The organism is Haloarcula sp. CGMCC 1.2071, from assembly GCF_037078445.1.
Classification (GTDB): domain Archaea; phylum Halobacteriota; class Halobacteria; order Halobacteriales; family Haloarculaceae; genus Haloarcula; species Haloarcula amylolytica.
In genome coordinates this window covers 136,713-154,054 of sequence record NZ_JAYMGY010000003.1, presented here as the reverse complement: position 1 = coordinate 154,054, position 17,342 = coordinate 136,713, and the positions used below count along the sequence as shown (strand labels likewise).

19 protein-coding genes are annotated in these 17,342 nt (G+C 64.1%); 12 read left to right on the top strand and 7 right to left on the bottom strand.

Annotated features, from left to right (window positions below; all coding sequences use genetic code 11):
* Positions 1-105: 105 nt before the first annotated feature.
* Entirely contained in the window at positions 106-345 is a 240-nt protein-coding gene (locus tag VI234_RS08110) for a DUF5816 domain-containing protein (RefSeq protein ID WP_336329706.1), read from the bottom strand.
* A gap of 72 nt (positions 346-417) precedes the next feature.
* Here VI234_RS08110 and VI234_RS08105 point away from each other — a divergent pair, with 72 nt between their 5' ends.
* Both VI234_RS08105 and VI234_RS08100 read left to right on the top strand, forming a co-directional pair.
* The gene (locus tag VI234_RS08105; RefSeq protein WP_336329705.1) at positions 418-1,776 is read left to right on the top strand and encodes a bifunctional metallophosphatase/5'-nucleotidase; all 1,359 of its coding nucleotides are present in this window, start codon (positions 418-420) and stop codon (positions 1,774-1,776) included.
* Positions 1,777-1,808: 32 nt separating this feature from the next.
* On the top strand, positions 1,809-2,255 hold the full coding sequence (locus VI234_RS08100) for a universal stress protein (RefSeq protein ID WP_008310051.1): 447 nt from the start codon (positions 1,809-1,811) through the stop codon (positions 2,253-2,255).
* Here VI234_RS08100 and VI234_RS08095 read toward each other — a convergent pair.
* Complete coding sequence (locus VI234_RS08095; RefSeq protein WP_336329704.1) at positions 2,225-3,286, bottom strand: mechanosensitive ion channel family protein; 1,062 nt, start codon at positions 3,284-3,286, stop codon at positions 2,225-2,227. The genes VI234_RS08100 and VI234_RS08095 overlap by 31 nt on opposite strands.
* Positions 3,287-3,444: 158 nt before the next feature.
* On the opposite strand from VI234_RS08095, the gene VI234_RS08090 reads away from it, so the two are divergent.
* On the top strand, positions 3,445-4,179 hold the full coding sequence (locus tag VI234_RS08090) for a proteasome assembly chaperone family protein (protein WP_336329703.1): 735 nt from the start codon (positions 3,445-3,447) through the stop codon (positions 4,177-4,179).
* Positions 4,180-4,304: 125 nt separating this feature from the next.
* Entirely contained in the window at positions 4,305-4,499 is a 195-nt protein-coding gene (locus VI234_RS08085) for a hypothetical protein (RefSeq protein WP_008310046.1), read from the top strand.
* Between the two features lie 9 nt (positions 4,500-4,508).
* Here the strand turns inward: VI234_RS08085 and VI234_RS08080 are convergent, their stop codons facing one another.
* The gene (locus tag VI234_RS08080) at positions 4,509-4,730 is read right to left on the bottom strand and encodes a hypothetical protein (RefSeq protein ID WP_336329702.1); all 222 of its coding nucleotides are present in this window, start codon (positions 4,728-4,730) and stop codon (positions 4,509-4,511) included.
* A gap of 175 nt (positions 4,731-4,905) precedes the next feature.
* On the bottom strand, positions 4,906-5,757 hold the full coding sequence (locus VI234_RS08075; RefSeq protein WP_336329701.1) for a translation initiation factor eIF-2B: 852 nt from the start codon (positions 5,755-5,757) through the stop codon (positions 4,906-4,908).
* Between the two features lie 90 nt (positions 5,758-5,847).
* On the opposite strand from VI234_RS08075, the gene VI234_RS08070 reads away from it, so the two are divergent.
* Complete coding sequence (locus tag VI234_RS08070) at positions 5,848-6,279, top strand: type IV pilin (protein WP_008310041.1); 432 nt, start codon at positions 5,848-5,850, stop codon at positions 6,277-6,279.
* A gap of 22 nt (positions 6,280-6,301) precedes the next feature.
* Here VI234_RS08070 and VI234_RS08065 read toward each other — a convergent pair whose 3' ends face one another.
* Positions 6,302-7,396, bottom strand: a complete 1,095-nt coding sequence (locus tag VI234_RS08065) for a DoxX family protein (protein ID WP_008310039.1) — start codon at positions 7,394-7,396, stop codon at positions 6,302-6,304.
* A 112-nt stretch (positions 7,397-7,508) separates the two neighbouring features.
* On the opposite strand from VI234_RS08065, the gene VI234_RS08060 reads away from it, so the two are divergent.
* From VI234_RS08060 to VI234_RS08045, 4 genes are all read left to right on the top strand, one after another.
* A complete protein-coding gene (locus VI234_RS08060; protein WP_336329700.1) occupies positions 7,509-7,988 on the top strand; it encodes a GNAT family N-acetyltransferase in 480 nt (159 codons plus the stop codon).
* A gap of 39 nt (positions 7,989-8,027) precedes the next feature.
* On the top strand, positions 8,028-9,206 hold the full coding sequence (priS, locus tag VI234_RS08055; RefSeq protein ID WP_008310036.1) for a DNA primase small subunit PriS: 1,179 nt from the start codon (positions 8,028-8,030) through the stop codon (positions 9,204-9,206).
* Entirely contained in the window at positions 9,203-10,156 is a 954-nt protein-coding gene (locus VI234_RS08050) for a hypothetical protein (protein ID WP_008310034.1), read from the top strand. Before priS ends, VI234_RS08050 begins: the two co-directional genes overlap by 4 nt.
* Before the next feature lie 103 nt (positions 10,157-10,259).
* Positions 10,260-10,691 carry a hypothetical protein gene (locus tag VI234_RS08045; RefSeq protein WP_008310032.1) on the top strand — a complete coding sequence of 144 codons (432 nt, stop codon included), beginning with the start codon at positions 10,260-10,262 and terminating at the stop codon, positions 10,689-10,691.
* Positions 10,692-10,728: 37 nt separating this feature from the next.
* Here the strand turns inward: VI234_RS08045 and VI234_RS08040 are convergent, their stop codons facing one another.
* Entirely contained in the window at positions 10,729-11,814 is a 1,086-nt protein-coding gene (locus VI234_RS08040; RefSeq protein ID WP_336329699.1) for a S1C family serine protease, read from the bottom strand.
* Between the two features lie 145 nt (positions 11,815-11,959).
* On the opposite strand from VI234_RS08040, the gene VI234_RS08035 reads away from it, so the two are divergent.
* The 3 genes from VI234_RS08035 to VI234_RS08025 all read left to right on the top strand — a co-directional run bounded on the left by VI234_RS08035 (position 11,960) and on the right by VI234_RS08025 (position 15,739).
* Positions 11,960-12,223, top strand: coding sequence for a hypothetical protein (locus tag VI234_RS08035; RefSeq protein ID WP_014039944.1), 264 nt, complete (start codon positions 11,960-11,962; stop codon positions 12,221-12,223).
* A gap of 145 nt (positions 12,224-12,368) precedes the next feature.
* Positions 12,369-14,951, top strand: a complete 2,583-nt coding sequence (locus VI234_RS08030; RefSeq protein ID WP_336329698.1) for a heavy metal translocating P-type ATPase — start codon at positions 12,369-12,371, stop codon at positions 14,949-14,951.
* Positions 14,952-15,019: 68 nt separating this feature from the next.
* Positions 15,020-15,739 (top strand): metal-dependent hydrolase, encoded by a 720-nt coding sequence (locus tag VI234_RS08025; protein WP_008310025.1) that lies wholly within the window; start codon positions 15,020-15,022, stop codon positions 15,737-15,739.
* Here the strand turns inward: VI234_RS08025 and VI234_RS08020 are convergent.
* Positions 15,736-17,085 carry a hybrid sensor histidine kinase/response regulator gene (locus VI234_RS08020; RefSeq protein WP_336329697.1) on the bottom strand — a complete coding sequence of 450 codons (1,350 nt, stop codon included), beginning with the start codon at positions 17,083-17,085 and terminating at the stop codon, positions 15,736-15,738. The two genes, VI234_RS08025 and VI234_RS08020, sit on opposite strands and share 4 nt — an antisense overlap.
* Positions 17,086-17,342: the final 257 nt, after the last annotated feature.

Below are 17,342 nucleotides of genomic sequence, written 5' to 3'. Positions count from 1 at the left end.
GCTATCTGATAAACGTTCCCACTAGCTATGTGGCTGACAGTTGGGCCGGCGACACAGCCGTCGAAAAACGCAGAACAGCACGGGTCTGTCACCCGGACCCGACTGTTACTCGTGGGCCGCGTCCCACTCCTCAGCCTTGCGGAGGTTCGAGCAGTCGTTACAGCGGATGCGGCCCATCGAGTCCATCGCGTTGTTGAACGTCTCACAGTTGCTACAGAAGTAGCCCCAGCGTCGCTCGCGGTCGTCATCGCGGTAGACGACATGAAACGCGCCTTTCCTGCCGATGTCGCCGTCGCTCCTGTCGACGTACAGCGTCTCGCCGTCGGGACCTTCGAGTGCGTCCATACGTACGCATGACGGGCCAGCGGCTAAATCACTGCGGAAACCATTAATGGCTGGTTCCCCTGAACTGCGGGTGTGAGTCCCCGGATCATCCAGTACTCCGACGTGGAGAAAGCGTACGATACACCCGAACGGATCGGGCGATTTGCGGGGACAGTGACCGCCGCTGACGGCCCGGATGCGCTGGTGGTCGGCACCGGGGACAACACCGGTCCGGGGGTGCTGTCGCTGGTCACCGACGGCGAGCAGTCGCTGGACCTCTTCACTGCGCTGACACCCGCGTTCGAGACGCTTGGCAACCACGACTTCGACTACGGACTCGACGCGACGCGGGACATCATCGCCAGGTCGCCCCAGACGTGGCTGACTGCGAATGTCGAACAGGACGGCGAGCGGTTCGCCCGACGACTGACCCGGCCGTGGGCGAGCCGGACCGTCGACGGGCAACAGCTCGGCTTCGTCGGCGTGACCGACCCCGACACGGCCGCAGCTAATCCACAGGCGACGACGCTGACGTTCACGGACCCCCTCGAAGCCGTCGCTGAGGCGGCCACGGCACTTCGAGCGGACGGGGCCGACGTTGTTGTCGTGCTCTCCCATCTGGGCCGTACTGACGAGAAACTGGCCCGCACCTGCGACGTGGACGTCATCCTCGGCGGGCACGTCCACGAGCGCCGCATCGACCGTGTCGCCGGCACACTGCTCACCAGACCGGGAGCCAACGGCAAGACCGTCGTCGAGGTCGACCTCGGCGGGCCGGAACCGACTGCGGAGTTCCGCGAGACTGCCGACGGTCCCGTCGACGACCACGTCGCAGAGGCCATCGAGGACAGACTCTCCGCTGCGGGACTCGACGAGGTCGTCGGGCACGTCGAGGAACCGCTGGACCGGAGCCGGGCGACGACCTACGGCGGTGAGTGCCGCCTCGGCAACCTCGTCGCGGACGCGTACCGGTGGGCGACGGGCGCGGACGTGGGCCTCCAGAACAGCGGTGGCCTCCGGAACGACACGGTCCCGCTGGACGGGGCACTCACGGTCGCCGATATGGTCTCTATCGTCCCCTTCGAGGAACCCCTGACCGTCGCCGAACTGACGGGCGCGGAGCTCCGGACGCTGTGTCGACAGGGCAGCGGGCGACAGGTCGAGTTCGGAGAACCGGACTGGTGGCACGCCCACCTCAGCGGCGTCGAACTGGTCTGGAACGACGACACGCAGACTATCGAGCGACTGCGAATCGACGGCCGACCGGTCCGTGACACCGAGACGTACACGCTCGCGACGAGCAACTACCTCTACTACACGGAGCGAGAATTTCCTGTCTTGACCGAGTCTCATCGGGTCAGCGTCGCTGACGTACAGTACGAGGCGCTGGCCGACTACGTCCGCGAGACCGATATCGCCCCGACTGTCGACGGGCGACTCACTCGTCGCTAGCGATTTAAACCTCGGCACGGTACATCTCGCCGATGCCACAGGTCGTCGTCCCAGTCAGATACCCGCTCTCGGAGAACTCCAGAGCCACGCTTGCGGAGGCCATTCAGATCGCCGACGAGGAGGACGCGGACCTCACCGTCTTACACGTTAACCTCTACCAGAACAGCCACCGGGTCGACCGGACGGAACTCAAACAGGCCGTCGAGCAGTCGTTCGGCCACGTCCCGCGGACGCGGTACGTCGTCCGGTCGGGGATGCTCGTCGAAGAGACGATTCTCGACGAGGTCGCCGCACAGGACGCCGATATCGTCGTTATCGGGAGTAAACAGGCGAGTCGCTGGCGACAGATGATCCGGCGGCTGGTCGACGACCCCGACGTCGAACAGTTCCTCCGCGAGGAACTCGACTGCGAAATCGTCACTGTCGAGCCGGATGCCCAGTCCAGCCGTCACTCGTCAGCGAGGTCGTCGGGGTCCTGACGGGGTGGGACGGGCGAGTCACCGGTGGCCGCGTGGCTCCGGCCACCATTGTTCAGTCCGCTCAGTCCGTCGTTGAGTGAGACGTTCATCTCCCCGCTGGTGTCGTCGAAGTACAGGTGCGAGTGCGGGTAGGCGATTTCGACGTTTGCGTCTTCGAGCCGTCGCCAGACGTTCGTCTGGACCCTCGAGCGTGCGGCGAGCAGTTTGTACGGTTCCGTCACCCAGTACCGGAGCGTCAGCAACACGCCGTGGTCGGCGAACTCGTTGATATACACAGTCGGCGAGGCGGGATACCGGGCCGCGCCGACACGGATGTCCGGCCCGCCGGAGATGACGTTGTCCACCTCCCGAGCCGCCGCTTCGATGAGGGTCCGCGCGGCGGCGATGTCACTCTCGTACGTGACCAGGACGTCGAGCGACAGCCGTGTCCGTGAGTCCTCCGCCGAGTAATTGATAACGTCCCGCTGGCGGATCTCCCCGTTGGGGATGACGAGAAACGTATTGTCGAGCGTGAACATCTTCGTGTGTCTGAGCGTGATGTCCTCGACGAAGCCTCGCTGGCCAGTGTCGGCGAGTTCGATCATATCACCGATCTCGTAGGGCTGGTCGGCGAGCAGGAACACACCGGAAATCAGGCCTCCGAGAATTGGGGCCAGCACGACACCAACAACGGCGGAGAAGACAGTGACGGAGAGTGCGATATCACCCAGTTGCAGACCGTAAATTCCCAGAATGGTCAGCAACGCGAAAATGTACACACCAGCACGGATACCGCGAAGCGCTGTTCGAGTGAGACTTGGCCGCCGGAACTGCTGAGCGACGCGCCGACCCAGAAGACGGACGAGAACGCGAGAAACGACGATTGCAAGCCCGATGACGATCAGGGATTTCCCTATGTTGGCAATCCACATCGGAATTTCGAAGGGGAGAAATCCTCCGATGTCAGTGGCTACCTCTGTCGCCACTTCCGTCGCGGCTTCGGTCGGCGTCGGGGTGGGTGTCTGCAACGGCCAGACAGGGCCAAAACGCATGCCATGGAATCGACACCGCCCCGAGAAAAGGGTTCCCCTCCCGAACTACTTATACTGTCGGCTGTAACTATTTCAAGACATCCGCAACCCCGAAGTGGCGAAATTCTTCACAGACTTACAGCCGACAGTATTACCCCTTGCGGCCCGTCTGAAAAAACATGTCTTCCGATGACATCTCGGTGGTCCTCTCGGACGACCGACCACCGGTCGATACGCTGGCAGTCGGCGTCTCGGAGTACGGCTTGGCCGGCCTCACGGCCGTCGATTATCTCGCCGACCAGCATTCGATGCGAGAGGTCGGTCATCTACGGACGCCGGGACCGCCGTTCATTACCCCATTCGAGAACGGATCCCCGAGACATCACACGCGGCTGTATGTCGACGAAGCAGCGTCGTTTGCAGTCTTAGTCGGCGAACGGTTCGTGCCACCAGCCCAAGCCAAGTCGCTTGCCGAGGCAATCACGACTGCCGGGGAAAAACTGGACGCTTCGAACATTACGATGCTCACCGGCGTCCCCATCGCGCACGGGCCCGACGACCACGCCCCGTTTTACATCGCAACGCCAGCGTATCGGGAAGCGTATCTCGACGATACCGACATCAGGCCGATGGGGAGCGGGTTCCTCGACGGACTGAGTGCGGAGCTTGTCACCATGGGTATCGACGGCTCGCTTTCGACCGGCGTTTTCACAACGCCGACACATCCGCAAGCGCCCGATGCTGCGGCCGCAATCAGACTGCTCACCGCACTGAAAGAGACCCATGCGATCCAGATCGACACCGGTCCGCTAGAGGCCTTTGCCGCGAATATCGAAGCCCACTATCAGGCACTCGCTGAGCGGATGGAAGCCGCCGATTCCGACCGAATGTCTGATGACCGAATGTATATGTAATTGCTAAAATTTGGAACGTTCATCCATGTTTTCGTGGATTAAAACTATATCAATTCCATATTGTGCGTGAACAATAAAACATTTCGCCGACACCTTTTTCAGCGTACAGCGCGTTCCTTTCCTTGATGACCTCCACCGAAATCTACACGACCAGCGCGGTCGACTCAGACCCACCGCCACAGACGCGGTCCAAGACATCGCTGTTTTGCCCCCACTGCGGTCACGAGAGCGCAGTGACGGGCGACTGGACCGCCGAAGCAACGGAACACAGTCTACAGCTCCGGTGTCCGGACTGTGACACCGTCGTCCAACAGCGATAGACTGCGTAACTACTTCTCGCCGTCTGTAGACGAGGGACTTCCCGGGTTCTCAGCGGGCGGACTCACTTTGATGAACTCGACGGCGAGATACACCATTGAGACGATGGCCAGCATGAGCAAGTAGCTCGCTTCTTCAGGACTTTGCAGACTCACTCCAAGGGTGGAAAGCGTTGCAACGAGTACGGCGGTACACCGACGGATCGTCTGGCGGAGGAGGGCAGTGTCGTCCATACGTGGCTTCTTCACTGCCAGCAACAAGAACCTTCGACCCCGCTTTCCGTCGCCGGGACCCGTCCTGCTGGATGCGGAAAAGACAGCAGTCCGCCTCATACTGTTGGCTGTGACTATTTTAAGATATTCGCCACCCCGGGTGGCGAAATTCTTTACAGACGTACAGCCGACAGTATCAGTACTCGTGGATTCCGTCGTCAGTGACGACCGTATCAAGCAGGTGCGTCGGCGTGGCGTCGTAGGCCGGATTTGCGACCTCGAACCCCTCCGCGGGTTCCCGGAGTACCTCAGATGGTGACCGGATCTCGTTTTCGAAGGCGAAGGCCCCGTCGACGTACTTCGCGGCGGCCCCGACGACCGTCACCGGCACGTCGTTGTCCGCCGCCGCCGTCGCAATCGGATAGGTGCCGATGCGGTTGTACAGCGTGTCGTCGACGATGCAGTCCATGCCGACGAGCACGCGGTCGACCTGTGACATGAAGTGGCCGGCGGCGCTGTCGACGATGAGCGTGACGTCGACGCCGTCACGGTCAGAGAGGTGTCGCGTCATCTTTCGACCGAGGAAGCGTGGTCGCGACTCCGTCACGTACACCTCGAAGCTGTGGCCGGCCTCGATGGCGTCGTCGATGGCCGCAAGGACCGTCGAGGAGAAGTCGTGGGTCAACAGCACGTCGTCGTCGGCGATCTCCGACACGGCGCGTGCAGCGGCGCGGTCTTTCGACGACTCCACCGAGTCGACAACGTCGTCGATAGCCTCGGTAGTCAGTTCCTTGGCAGTCGCCACATCGTCGGGGTCCGCATCCGAGACAGTGGTCACGATCTTGTGCTGAGTGGTATGGAGGGAGGCGTGGGAGGGGTTCGCCCGCCGGAGGGCGCTGCTGTTCCGGTCGAGCGAGCGGAGGTAGTCCTCGACCGTCGGGTACTCCCTGTCAGTCAGGTCCCGGAGCGCCTGGGCGGCTTTGACTGCGACCACGGAGGAACTGTGGGTCTGCATCTCCGAGATCTCCTCGACAGTCTCGTCTATCATACCGGTGGCTGTGAGTTGGACCGATATGTGTCTTCCCCTCGCCGTCGAACAGCATTTAACGCCGTCTCACATTAGGGGTGATAGACGGCTATGGGACAGTTCAGGACTGAGACCGTCGGGATGACGGAGGGCATCGGCGTTGCCGTGCTCATCGGACTGACGCTACTCGTGACGGCTATCGTCGGGCTGAACGTCCTCGTCATCGAGGACGACGACGGCGGCGGCCCGCAGGCGAATTTCAGCTACGACTACGTCGAGGACAACGAACTGCTCATCGTTACACACGCCCGCGGCGACGAGTTCGAAGCGGGGAACGTCGAATTCGAAGGACCGAGCAGAACGGTCACCTGGGCACAGGTGGCGAACCGGGAGCCCGACGCGATGATCGGTCCGGGCGACATCGCGCAGTTGAGCAGCGGGAACGCCTACGAGCGGCGGGTGAGCGCCCGTGACACGATTACGATATACCACAACACGAGCGGGAACCGGACCCAGCTAGACCAGTGGGACGGCGCGAACTGACGGCGGTACTGCTGTAGACCAGTCAGTCCGCCGAAGCGACGGTCTCACGGTCGCTCTGTGCCGGCCGACCGAACCAGTCGTCGAAGGAGAGCGGCCCGGCACCCATCGTGAACACCGCTGAGGCCATTCCGAACAGCGTGATGTGCGCGAGCACCGGGTCGTCCGGCAGGCCGAACAGCGTCGTGGTGAACAGAATAAAGGAGACGGCCGCGGCCCCGCGGGTCATGAAGCCGAAGATCAACACCAGACCGACCAGCACCTCGGTCAGGCCGGCGCCGAGCACCCACATGCCGGGGTCGACGGGCACGACGGCGGTGAGATCGTACTTTTCGACGACCAGCAGCGCCTGGCCGGGGTCGGCGAGTTTCTGGAACAGTCCGAGGTAGATGAACGTCACACCCATGCCGACCCGGACGATGACCGGGACGTACTCGCGGTACGGTGCCGTCGCCGAGTCGAGAAAGCCCTTGAGATAGTGGACCGGGTCGACGCGGCCGTAGTAGGTCCCGTCGGTGCTGGCGACCTGCTGGAGCATGTGGTCGGCGCTCGGGCGACCACCGCCCAGAATCAACAGTGCCAGAAAGGCCGGGACGTACTCCATAGCGAGCACGACGCCCGGGTCGACGGTCAGTGCCCATCCGTAAGTCAATAGACCGATAGTCGTGACGATACGGGTCGCGAGCCCGAACAGGAGCGTGAACCCCAGCCCGATAAACAGGGCACGGACGAGCGGGTTCGTGGTCGGGTCAAACGTCACTGTGGGAGCGAACAGGTATCCCTGGAAGCCAGCGCCGACGAGCGGCAGCCCCACGCTGAGTCGGAGCATCCACGGGACGAGGTCCGCGTAGCCGACGAGTACGTCCCGGAGGATGACGATGTCCGTAATCGTGGGTCGGACCCAGAGATATGCCGCGAGGCCGACAGTCACGGCGAACCCCGAGGCGCCGAAAACGGCCGCGTTAACCGGGTTCGACAGCACGGATATCGCAAACGCCACCGCGTCGAGGGCCTCCCCCGGCCCCCCGGTCACGTAGTCGACGTGTGCCGCCGCGGGTCGCGAAAAGAGAGTGAGAACGAGCGCGACAGTTCCGGCGAGACTCGGGATACGCGTCTTCATACCTGACAATTCGTGGGCTAGCTACCTAATCCTTCGTTCGTTCCCTGCCGGTTCGACAGCCCACCTCTGTAGGCGGTGGAATTATATCTACGCCTCCACTACTTATACGGCAGTGAGCGTCAACATCGAGACACAGATCGTCGAACGCGGGGACGACGAACACGTCGACGCGGCGTGGCGGCTCAAGGAAAACATCCGCGAATCCGACGGGGTCCTGCGACAGCGGCGGGGGTTCTTTCGCGACGCCTACCGACGGTCGACCACCTATCTCTACATCGACCGGTCGACGGACAGCCTCATCGGCTTCGCCGCGGTTCGACGCGACGGCTACATTCTCTTTCTCGCGGTCGACGACGAGTACAGGGGCCACGGCTTCGGCAAGCGACTCGTCGCCCGCGTCGCCGAGGACTACGGCAGTGTGACCTGCCACGCCCGGGCGACGAATCGGGAGGCGATCGGCTTCTACAAACACATCGGCTTCGAGATCCGGCGGCGCATCGACAACTACTACGAGGACGGCGGCGACGCCTACTACCTCAAGCTCGGCGAGGACTCGATTACGGACAAACTGTCGAAGTTCCTGCGTAGCTAAGCGAACGCTTTTCAAGGGACCTCCCCAACGAGGTAGCCGATGGAAGAGCGGACCCGCGCGTACCTCCGTGGCCGGTTCGGCGATCACTACCGACAGGCGTCAGTAACGCCGCCGCCGGCCGCGAACGAACGTGAATGGGGATTCATTCCCTGGACCGACGGCCCCGGCGAGACGATGGTCCGCCATCGCTCGCTGCTGGACCTCGGCGAGATCGAGGACTTCCTCGGTCGCCGGAAGCCCCGCCACGTCTACTTCTCCGCGGGCCGCTACGACGAACCGAGCGCTTCGACGATGTCGGACAAGGGCTGGCGCTCCTCGGACCTCGTGTTCGACCTCGACGCCGACCACCTGCCCTCGGTGGTGCTTGGCGAGGACACCTACGCCGAGATGCTCGAAAAGTGCAAGGACGCGCTGCTTCGACTGCTTGACTTCCTGGAAGACGACTTCGGCTTCGAGGACCTGACCGTCGTCTTCTCCGGCGGTCGGGGGTACCACGTCCACGTCCGAGACGAGCGCATCCGCGGCCTCGAACGGGACGCCCGCCGGGAAATCGTCGACTACGTCCGCGGTATCGGCCTGGAGTTCGACGAACTCGTCGACGAGGAGTCCGTCGCCGGCACGGCCGGCCGGTCCAGTCCGGCACAGAAGCGGACGCTCTCGACGGAGGGCGGCTGGAGCGCCCGCGCGCACCGCCACATGCTCACTGTCGTCGACGACCTCCTCGCGATGGAGGAGGCGGACGCGCTCGAACAACTGCAGGAGTACGACGGCATCGGCGAGGGGAAGGCGACGGCGGCGCTGAACGCGGCCCGGTCGAACTACGAGCAACTGGAGGCCGGCAACATCGACGTGCATCCGGCGTTCTACCAGCTGGCGAAGATCCTCCTTCATGAGGTCGTCGCGGCGGACAACGCGCCGATAGACGAACCGGTGACGACGGACACGAACCGGCTCATCCGCCTGCCCGGGTCGCTACACGGCGGCAGCGGGCTTGAAGTCCAGCGCATCGACCGCGAGGACATCGACGCGTTCGACCCGCTGGTCGACCCCGTGCCGGAGACGTTCCGGGGCCACGACATCACCGTCGAGGTGACTGACGGGGGCCTCGTCGAGCTGGATGGCGATAGCTTTACACTGGAGGCGGGTAATCAGACTGTACCAGAGCACGTGGGCGTGTTTCTCATGGCCCGTGGCCGCGCCGAGAAGGGGAAAGAATGAACGTAGACGAACTCCAGTCCGTCCAATCGCGGGAACGCCAGACCGACCAGCTCCAGCAGCTGCGCGAAACGTTCTACGAGGACGCCGGCCAGTTCATTCAACAGCTCCGGTCGGAGCGCGACCGCGCGGCCGAGCGCGCCGAGGACCCGTTCGACTCGCCCGAGGTCAACCGCCTGACCGACGATATCAAGACCGCCGAGCAGACCGTCGAAGCCGTTTACGAACGCCGCGTCGGCAAGATCGTCAAGATGGCGTCGCTGGCCGCGGCGGACATGCCGACCGAGGACGACGGCCTCACACGCGAGGAGCGGGACCTGTTCGAGACGATGGTCGAGGCTATCGAGTCCAACCGGGGCCACGTCCTCGACGTCATCGCGGGGGAGGCCCCGACCGGCGCGGTCGGCGACGAGCCGAACTCGGACGAGCGACAGGCCCCCGATCCGGAGCCACGTCAGACGGCGGACGAACCGGCAGCCGACACGGCCGACCCGCCCGAGCCCCCATCGACGCCGGACACGGGTGTCGACGCGGCCGACATGATGGGCAGCGGCGGGGACCAGTCGGAGCCAGCGGAGGAACCCGACACACCGACGCCGCCGGACCTGGATACGGGCAGCAATCCCACTGTCGACAGTCAGTCCGATCCGGCAGACGTGCCGGCCGCCGGTGACGACGTACCGGTCCCACCGGCCGAACCCGGCGCTGAGTCCAATTCCGGACCAGCGGCGGACCCGACGCACGCCGACGGCGGACCGCAGTCACCAGCCAGTTCAGATACCGCTGGAGCCGCTGACGTGGACCGACGGACGGTCCGCATCACGGACGACGTGGGCGAGATATTCGGCGTCGACCAGCGCGAGTACGACCTCTCGACGGACGACGTGGTGACGCTGCCGGCCGACAACGCCGACCCGCTGGTCGAACAGGACGCCGCCGAACCGTTAGAATAAGCCGACGCGACGGGCTGGAACAGGCCGCTGTGCGAAGTACCGCCCGACATTCTGTTCTGTGACAGCGGTGGACTATTTGTGGACAGTCGTGCAGTTGAGACGTATGAACACGCACGTCCGCATCGTCGTCGCGCTGCTCCTCGGCGTACTTGCGTTTGCCGTCACGACCGTCTCGGTGACCGCCGGCTTCGAACCACAGATAGAGTTCTCGCTGCTTATCGGCCTGCCAGTGGGCGTCTCGGCCGGCCTGACCGGACTGCTCGCCGGCTACGTCCTGCTGTGGCACCGCGACCGAGCGGCGGCGGGCGAACTCTCCGACCGCGCGGCCCGCCTCCGACTGGCCGCGTTGGCGACCATCGCGGACTTCGTCGTGGTCACTGCGGCCGGCGTTGCGCTCTACGTGTTCGGCAATAGGGGCCTCGGTATCAGCCTGCTCGTCGCGGGGCTCCCGGTGACACTGCCCCTCGCTGCCGCCGTCAGCTACGTACTGACCGGCGGCAGCCGTAACGAACAGGGCGGGCTCCGGACGCGGTAACCACGGTCGGAGCAGCAGATTCGGCCGCCGACGCTCGTTACGGCTCCGGGCGCGAGCCGAGCGTGAGTTCGACTGTCTCCTGTGTCCCGTCGCGCTCGACCAGTACGTCGACCGTCTCGTCGGGGCTAGTCTCCAGCGCGAGGAAGCTCCCAAGCGCCTGCCGCGTCGGCGTCGGCGTGTCGTCCATCTGTCTGACCACGTCACCGCCAGTGGGAATCTCCGTCCCCGAAATCGTCGTCGCCCCGTCGCTTCCCTGTAGGACGCCCGCCGCTGGCCCACCACTGACGACACGGGTGATGTACACCCCGGACCCGGGGTCTAAGTTGTTCGCCTCGGCGATCCGCGGCGACACGCTCTGGAGGCCAACACCCATGTACGGATGGTCGTAGTCGCCGGTCTGGATGAGCGACGGCACGACACGCTGGGCGAGCGGGGCCGAGATGGCAAAGGCGACGTTGTCGCCGCCGCCGGAGTTGATGACACCGACCACGTCGCCCTCAAGCGTGACCAGCGGCCCGCCGCTGTTCCCCGGGTTGACCGGTGCGTCGGTCTGGACCGCGTCCGCGATGGAGAAGTTGTTCGCGCTCTGGAGCGTGCGGTCGACGCCGCTGACGATGCCCGCGGACACCGAGCCGGAGAGGCCAAACGGGTTCCCGATAGCGACGACTTCGGTCCCGACTGTCGTCTCGGTCTCCACAAACGAGAGAGGTGTCACGTCCGGTGTCGCGCCGATGCGGAGGACCGCCAGGTCGCTGTACACGTCCGCGCCGACGACGGAAGCGGAACGCCAGCCGGTGTCGGCAAAGCGGACGTAGTACTCGTCCCCGCCCGCGACGACGTGTTCGTTCGTGACGATGTGTTCGTCGTCGACGAGGAAGCCGCTCCCCTGCCCACCACGCGAGTCTTCGGCGTACACCCTGATCGAGACGACGGCATCGGCGACCTCTTGATAGACGTCGGCGTAGACGCTGTCGGACTGCGCGACCGCGTCGGCCGACCCCGACTGGTCGGCGGTGTTACCGTCCGAATCGCTGCTGGTCCCGGGGCTCTGACAGCCAGCCGTGGCCGCCACGGCCGTCCCGAGAGCCCCTAACATCGCCCGGCGCGTGAAAGACTGGTTCATACTGGGGCGTAGGCCTGGGCTGCGAAAAAGGCACGGTCAGGTCTCTCTACCGCACCCGGGTGCTCGATTGCGGTGTGTCGTGACTTTCAGTTCGCCATCGAAGACGGGCATAAACTACAATCGTCCCGATAGCATACGGGGGGGCATGGCAGAGGATTCATCGGGAACGAAAACGCCGACACCGGGGTTCGTGTTGCCCGGTCTGCGATGTGGTGTCGAGATGGCACTCGTCGGGACAATCGTACTGCTCATCGGCCTCCCGACCGAGGAGCCGATACGGCTGGGAATCGTCTTCCTGTCGGCCCTACTGGCGATGACTGTGGTACTGTTCTGGGCGGTCGGCCGACATATGCGACGCTGGATCCGCTACGCACAGGGCAAGCCGACCCGGACGACGCCGTTCGACTGAGGGAAATGTCTCAGCCAGCACAGCCAACAGTGCGGTCGATGCCGGCCAGATTAATAACAAAACCGAGTTTATTTATTAACTAATCCCACTTAGAGCGCCGGTTTTAGCAGTTGAATTAATAAGATCGGGTAGCCTAGCACCGGTAATGACGGAGTCCGACGGCTGTTCGGATGGCGATGGATGTGGCTGCTCGAATGCCGATAGTCACCCGACAGCGACGGGCTCACACGATGGGGCCCGCGTCGCGCAGCTGTCTGTCCCCGAAATGGACTGTCCCTCCTGTGCTGGAAAGGTAGAATCGAGCGTCCGCGAACTGACGGGCATCGAGGGCGTCGACGCGCAGGTAGCGACGGGCCGGCTCACCGTCGAGTACGACGAGGCCGAAACGGACGTGGACGCGATAGCGGCGCGCGTCGAAGCGGCGGGCTACACCGTCGCAGACGACGGCGGCGAGACGCTGCGGTTCGGGGTCCCGGATATGGACTGTGCCTCCTGCGCCGGCAAGGTCGAGAGCGCGCTGGGGAGGGTTGACGGTCTCAGAGTCGTCGAGACGCACCCGACTACCGGGACGGCCGTCGTCACATACGACCGGAACGCGACGACGGAGGGCGACCTCGTGGCGGCAATCGAGAGCGCCGGGTACGAGGTCACGGAGACGACAGGCGAGGACGACACGGCGACCGGGCAGACGGACGAGAACGGCTCGCTCTGGACCAGTTCGCGGGCGCTGAAGACGTGGGTCAGCGGCGTGTTCGTCGCGTTCGGCCTCCTCTTCGAGTTCCTGCTGGCCGGCGTGAACACGCAGGTCGGGAGCGTCTTCGGGTCGCCGCTGCACGCCGCCGACATTCTGTTTCTCATCGCGGTCGTGACGGGCGGCCAGGAAATCCTGCGTGGCGGCTACTACTCCCTGAAAAACCGGAACCTGGACATCGACCTGCTGATGTCCATCGCCATTCTGGGCGCGCTCACAGCCAGTCTGGCCTTCGGCGAGGCGCTGTACTTCGAGGCCGCCACGCTGGCGTTCCTGTTCAGCGTCGCGGAACTACTGGAGCGCTACTCGATGGACCGCGCGCGGAACTCTCTGGCGGAACTGATGGACCTCTCGCCCGACGAAGCGACGGTCAAGCGGGATGGCACCGAGCAGGTGATGGCCGTCGGAGACGTGCAGGTCGGTGATGTCGTCGTCATCAGGCCCGGTGAGAAGATACCGATGGACGGGGCGGTCATCGAGGGGACCAGCGCGGTCAATCAGGCACCGATCACCGGCGAGAGCGTCCCGGTCGACAAGACCGAGGGCGACGAGGTGTACGCCGGGACAATCAACGAAGAGGGGTATCTGGAAGTACAGGTCACGGCGGCGGCCAGCGACAACACGCTCTCGCGCATCGTCCAGATGGTCGAGGACGCCCAGTCGAACAAGACCGAGCGCGAGCAGTTCGTCGAGCGCTTCTCGGCGTACTACACGCCGGTCGTCGTCGCGTTCGCCGTCCTTGTGACACTGGCGTCCCCCACCGTGTTCGAGGTGACGTGGTCGACCGCCGTCGTGTACGGCCTGACCCTGCTGGTGCTGGCCTGTCCCTGCGCGTTCGTCATCTCGACGCCAGTCTCGGTCGTCTCGGGCATCACCAGCGCCGCGAAGAACGGCGTGCTCATCAAGGGCGGCAACCACCTCGAAGCGATGGGCGCGGTCGACGTGGTCGCGTTCGACAAGACGGGCACGCTCACGAAGGGCGAACTGACTGTCACCGACGTGATTCCGCTCAACGGGAACACCGAGGAGGAGGTCCTGCAGTGCGCCCGCGGCCTCGAACAGCGGAGCGAACACCCCATCGGCGAGGCCATCGTCGCCGAGGCGGGCACTGCTGGCGTCGAAAGTACCGAAGTCGATGACTTCGAGAGCATCACCGGGAAGGGCGTCCGGGCGGACCTCGACGGGACGCCTCACTACGCCGGCAAGCCGGGGCTGTTCGACGACCTCGGGTTCGACCTCTCGCACGTCCACGCGACCACCGACGGCGGCGTCGTCACGAAAATGGCACAGCAACTCTGTCAGCGCCACAACTGCCTGGACCTGCTGGCGGACACGGTTCCGGAACTCCAGGCCGAAGGCAAAACGGTCGTCATCGTCGGGACAGAAGACGAGATAGAGGGTGTTATCGCCGTCGCCGACGAGGTGCGCCCGGAAGCGAAAGCCGCCGTCTCACGGCTCCGCGACCTGGGCGTCGAGCGGACGGTGATGCTCACCGGCGACAACGAGCGTACTGCGGGAGCTATCGCCCGAGAAGTGGGTGTCGACGACTACCAGGCCGAGCTCCTGCCCGACGAGAAAGTCGCCGCTATCGACGACCTCGTCCAAGAATACGACGGTGTCGCGATGGTCGGGGACGGTATCAACGACGCGCCGGCGCTGGCGAGCGCGACCGTCGGCGTCGCGATGGGGGCCGCCGGTACAGATACCGCCCTCGAAACTGCCGATATCGCCCTCATGAGCGACGACCTCTCGAAGCTCCCGTACCTGTACGAACTGGCCAACGACGCAAACGGCGTCATCCGGCAGAACATCTGGGCCAGTCTCGCGGTCAAGGCCGGCCTGGCGGTCGCTGTCCCGTTCGGCCTCGTCCCTATCTGGGTCGCCGTGCTCGCGGGTGACGCAGGCATGACGACGGCCGTGACCGGGAACGCGATGCGGCTCTCGCGGGTCCGGCCGGAGAACGGTGACGGGGCGTAGTCAGGAATGATCGTCCGCCCCGGGCGACTGTAGTATTAAGTGGACGCCGGGAGTAGCGTGCATCCGACATGGAGCTCACATGGTACGGCCATTCGACGTGGCACGTAACAGTCGACGACACCGAATTGCTCATCGACCCGTTCTTCGATAACCCCAAGACGGACACGGACCCCGAGGAACTGGACCCGGACTACGTGTTGCTGACCCACGGCCACGCCGACCACATCGGCGACGTGGACCGCTACGAGGGCTGTGGGCTCGTGGCTACGCCGGAAATCGTCGAGTACTGCGAAGACAACTTCGGTGACTTCGACGCCGTCGGTGGCATGGGGATGAACCTCGGCGGGACCGTCGAAATCGGCGACGCGTTCGTCACGATGCACCGCGCCGACCACACGAACGGCATGGACACCAGCTACGGCACGAGCGGCGGGATGCCGGGTGGCTTCATCATCTCGGACACGAAGCCCACACAGGTCAGCGACGCGGAGTCGACGACGTTCTACCACGCCGGCGACACCGGTCTCATGACGGAGATGCGCGACGTCATCGGCCCGTTCCTCGAACCGGACGCCGCGGCGGTGCCGGTCGGCGACCACTTCACGATGGGGCCGATGCAGGCCGCCGTCGCCGTCGACTGGCTGGACGTCGACCACGCGTTCCCGATGCACTACGACACGTTCCCACCAATCGAAATCGAAACGCAAGACTTCGTGAACGAGGTCAAAGGCACCGGCAGCGACGCCGAGGTCCACGTCCTCGACGGCGACGAGAGCTTCGAGCTTTAATCCGGTCGTTCCACGTCGGTCACGGTAAACCGCGCGCCGCCCGCCTCGCTGTCATCGACGGACAGCGACCAGCCGTGTTCTTTCGCGATCCGGTTGGCGATGTAGAGCCCGAACCCGCTGTTTTGTTTCTCTGATGCGTACCCCGCTTCGAGCACCCGCTCCGGTGGCGAGACGTCGACGCCAGGCCCGTCGTCCGCGACAAAGAATCCCGAGGACGTGGCACCGACGCGAATCGCGACGTCGGGGCCGCCGTGTTCGACGGCGTTCGAGAGCAGAATCTCGAGAAACAGGCGCATCGACTCCGCGTCCGCCAGCAGTCTCCTGTCCGATGTCACTTCGAGCGATGCGGCTTCGAGCGATAGCGAACTCCACACGTCCCAGACGACTGTCGAGAGCCACTGTTGTTCGGGCTCGAACGCTGGCGAGTCGCTCGACGCCAGCGAGACGACCTTGTCGACGATACCGGAGAGCTGGTCGATAGAACGCTCCACAGCGTCGATGTGTTCGTCGTCGGCCTCGACCTGCGAGAGATGGCCGGTCGACACCTGGAGTTCGTTTCGGAGTTCGTGTGCGGCCAGCAGCGCCACCTTCCGGAGACGTTCGTTCTGTTGTCTGAGGAGACGTTCGCGCTCTTTCTGGTCGGTGATATCCTGCGTGATACCGATGAGGCCGATTAGCTCGCCGGTCTCGTCGTACCAGGGTATCTTCGACGTTTGGAGGTGTTTCCCCATCGACGGCGAGAACTCGTGGATGTCCAGGACGTCGGCCCCGTCGTTGATGACCTGTAGGTCGTCACCGCGTGCTGCATCCAGATACGTCGCCCCGGCGGGGAGCCCGTCTTCGTCTCGCCGGCCGAGCAGTTCCGGCGGGGCGTACGACGAATCGTTGAGCAACAGATAGTGCCTGTCATCGTCTTTCACGTACAGGTGCTCGGAGTACCGTTCGAACATCGTGGCGAGAATCGTCTCCGGCCGGGAAGCCGGTCGGGCGGCCATCGTCTCGCTGTCTTCGAGTGCTGCATCGACTGCGGCTGCCAGTTCCGGCGACCCGAGATCGTCGTCGACCGTCCGAATGTGATCTCCACGGTCCGCCTCACTGCCGTACATGATCACCGGGAGGTTCGGGTAGAGCCCGGTGGCTGCCTCCGCCAGATGACCGCCCGCCATCCCTCCACACGTCACCGGGACGACGAGGCAGTCAACCGCGGTACGTAGCAGTGTCGTATCGACGCATTCGGGCTCTGTCGTCTCGACCGTTGCGTCGATTGCTGCCTGTTCAAGTGCCGCCTGTAACTGCTCTCCGGCAGAAGTCTCGGCAGCGATGAGGAGGACGGTCGGCGGGGACATCAACACGCCCACGATTTGTCCCGGGATTGTAAATAGGTTTAGCAGTCATGATGAAAATAAAACAGGATACAACAGCGGAACGACCCCCTCCAGCCGATACTGGACACCGCTGCCAGAAGCGACCAGCCGCCTTCTGGATTGCACGATTAAGTGAACTGAAATGCTCGCTATAGGCGCATCTCATGTCACGATGGTTATCTCCCGACAAGAGAACTGTACGGTGATATTCGATAGAACGGGCCGTCGTCGGTGTAGTC

Excerpts from the sequence above, each read along its gene's own strand:
- VI234_RS08040 (WP_336329699.1), bottom strand. The coding sequence starts at position 11,814 with ATGAACCAGTCTTTCACGCGCCGGGCGATGTTAGGGGCTCTCGGGACG.
- VI234_RS08045 (WP_008310032.1), top strand. The coding sequence starts at position 10,260 with ATGAACACGCACGTCCGCATCGTCGTCGCGCTGCTCCTCGGCGTACTT.
- VI234_RS08100 (WP_008310051.1), top strand. The coding sequence starts at position 1,809 with ATGCCACAGGTCGTCGTCCCAGTCAGATACCCGCTCTCGGAGAACTCC.
- VI234_RS08075 (WP_336329701.1), bottom strand. The coding sequence starts at position 5,757 with ATGATAGACGAGACTGTCGAGGAGATCTCGGAGATGCAGACCCACAGT.
- VI234_RS08110 (WP_336329706.1), bottom strand. The coding sequence starts at position 345 with ATGGACGCACTCGAAGGTCCCGACGGCGAGACGCTGTACGTCGACAGG.
- VI234_RS08030 (WP_336329698.1), top strand. The coding sequence starts at position 12,369 with ATGACGGAGTCCGACGGCTGTTCGGATGGCGATGGATGTGGCTGCTCG.
- VI234_RS08035 (WP_014039944.1), top strand. The coding sequence starts at position 11,960 with ATGGCAGAGGATTCATCGGGAACGAAAACGCCGACACCGGGGTTCGTG.
- VI234_RS08050 (WP_008310034.1), top strand. The coding sequence starts at position 9,203 with ATGAACGTAGACGAACTCCAGTCCGTCCAATCGCGGGAACGCCAGACC.
- VI234_RS08080 (WP_336329702.1), bottom strand. The coding sequence starts at position 4,730 with ATGGACGACACTGCCCTCCTCCGCCAGACGATCCGTCGGTGTACCGCC.
- VI234_RS08025 (WP_008310025.1), top strand. The coding sequence starts at position 15,020 with ATGGAGCTCACATGGTACGGCCATTCGACGTGGCACGTAACAGTCGAC.
- VI234_RS08065 (WP_008310039.1), bottom strand. The coding sequence starts at position 7,396 with ATGAAGACGCGTATCCCGAGTCTCGCCGGAACTGTCGCGCTCGTTCTC.
- VI234_RS08090 (WP_336329703.1), top strand. The coding sequence starts at position 3,445 with ATGTCTTCCGATGACATCTCGGTGGTCCTCTCGGACGACCGACCACCG.
- VI234_RS08020 (WP_336329697.1), bottom strand. The coding sequence starts at position 17,085 with ATGTCCCCGCCGACCGTCCTCCTCATCGCTGCCGAGACTTCTGCCGGA.
- VI234_RS08070 (WP_008310041.1), top strand. The coding sequence starts at position 5,848 with ATGGGACAGTTCAGGACTGAGACCGTCGGGATGACGGAGGGCATCGGC.
- priS (WP_008310036.1), top strand. The coding sequence starts at position 8,028 with ATGGAAGAGCGGACCCGCGCGTACCTCCGTGGCCGGTTCGGCGATCAC.
- VI234_RS08095 (WP_336329704.1), bottom strand. The coding sequence starts at position 3,286 with ATGCGTTTTGGCCCTGTCTGGCCGTTGCAGACACCCACCCCGACGCCG.
- VI234_RS08085 (WP_008310046.1), top strand. The coding sequence starts at position 4,305 with ATGACCTCCACCGAAATCTACACGACCAGCGCGGTCGACTCAGACCCA.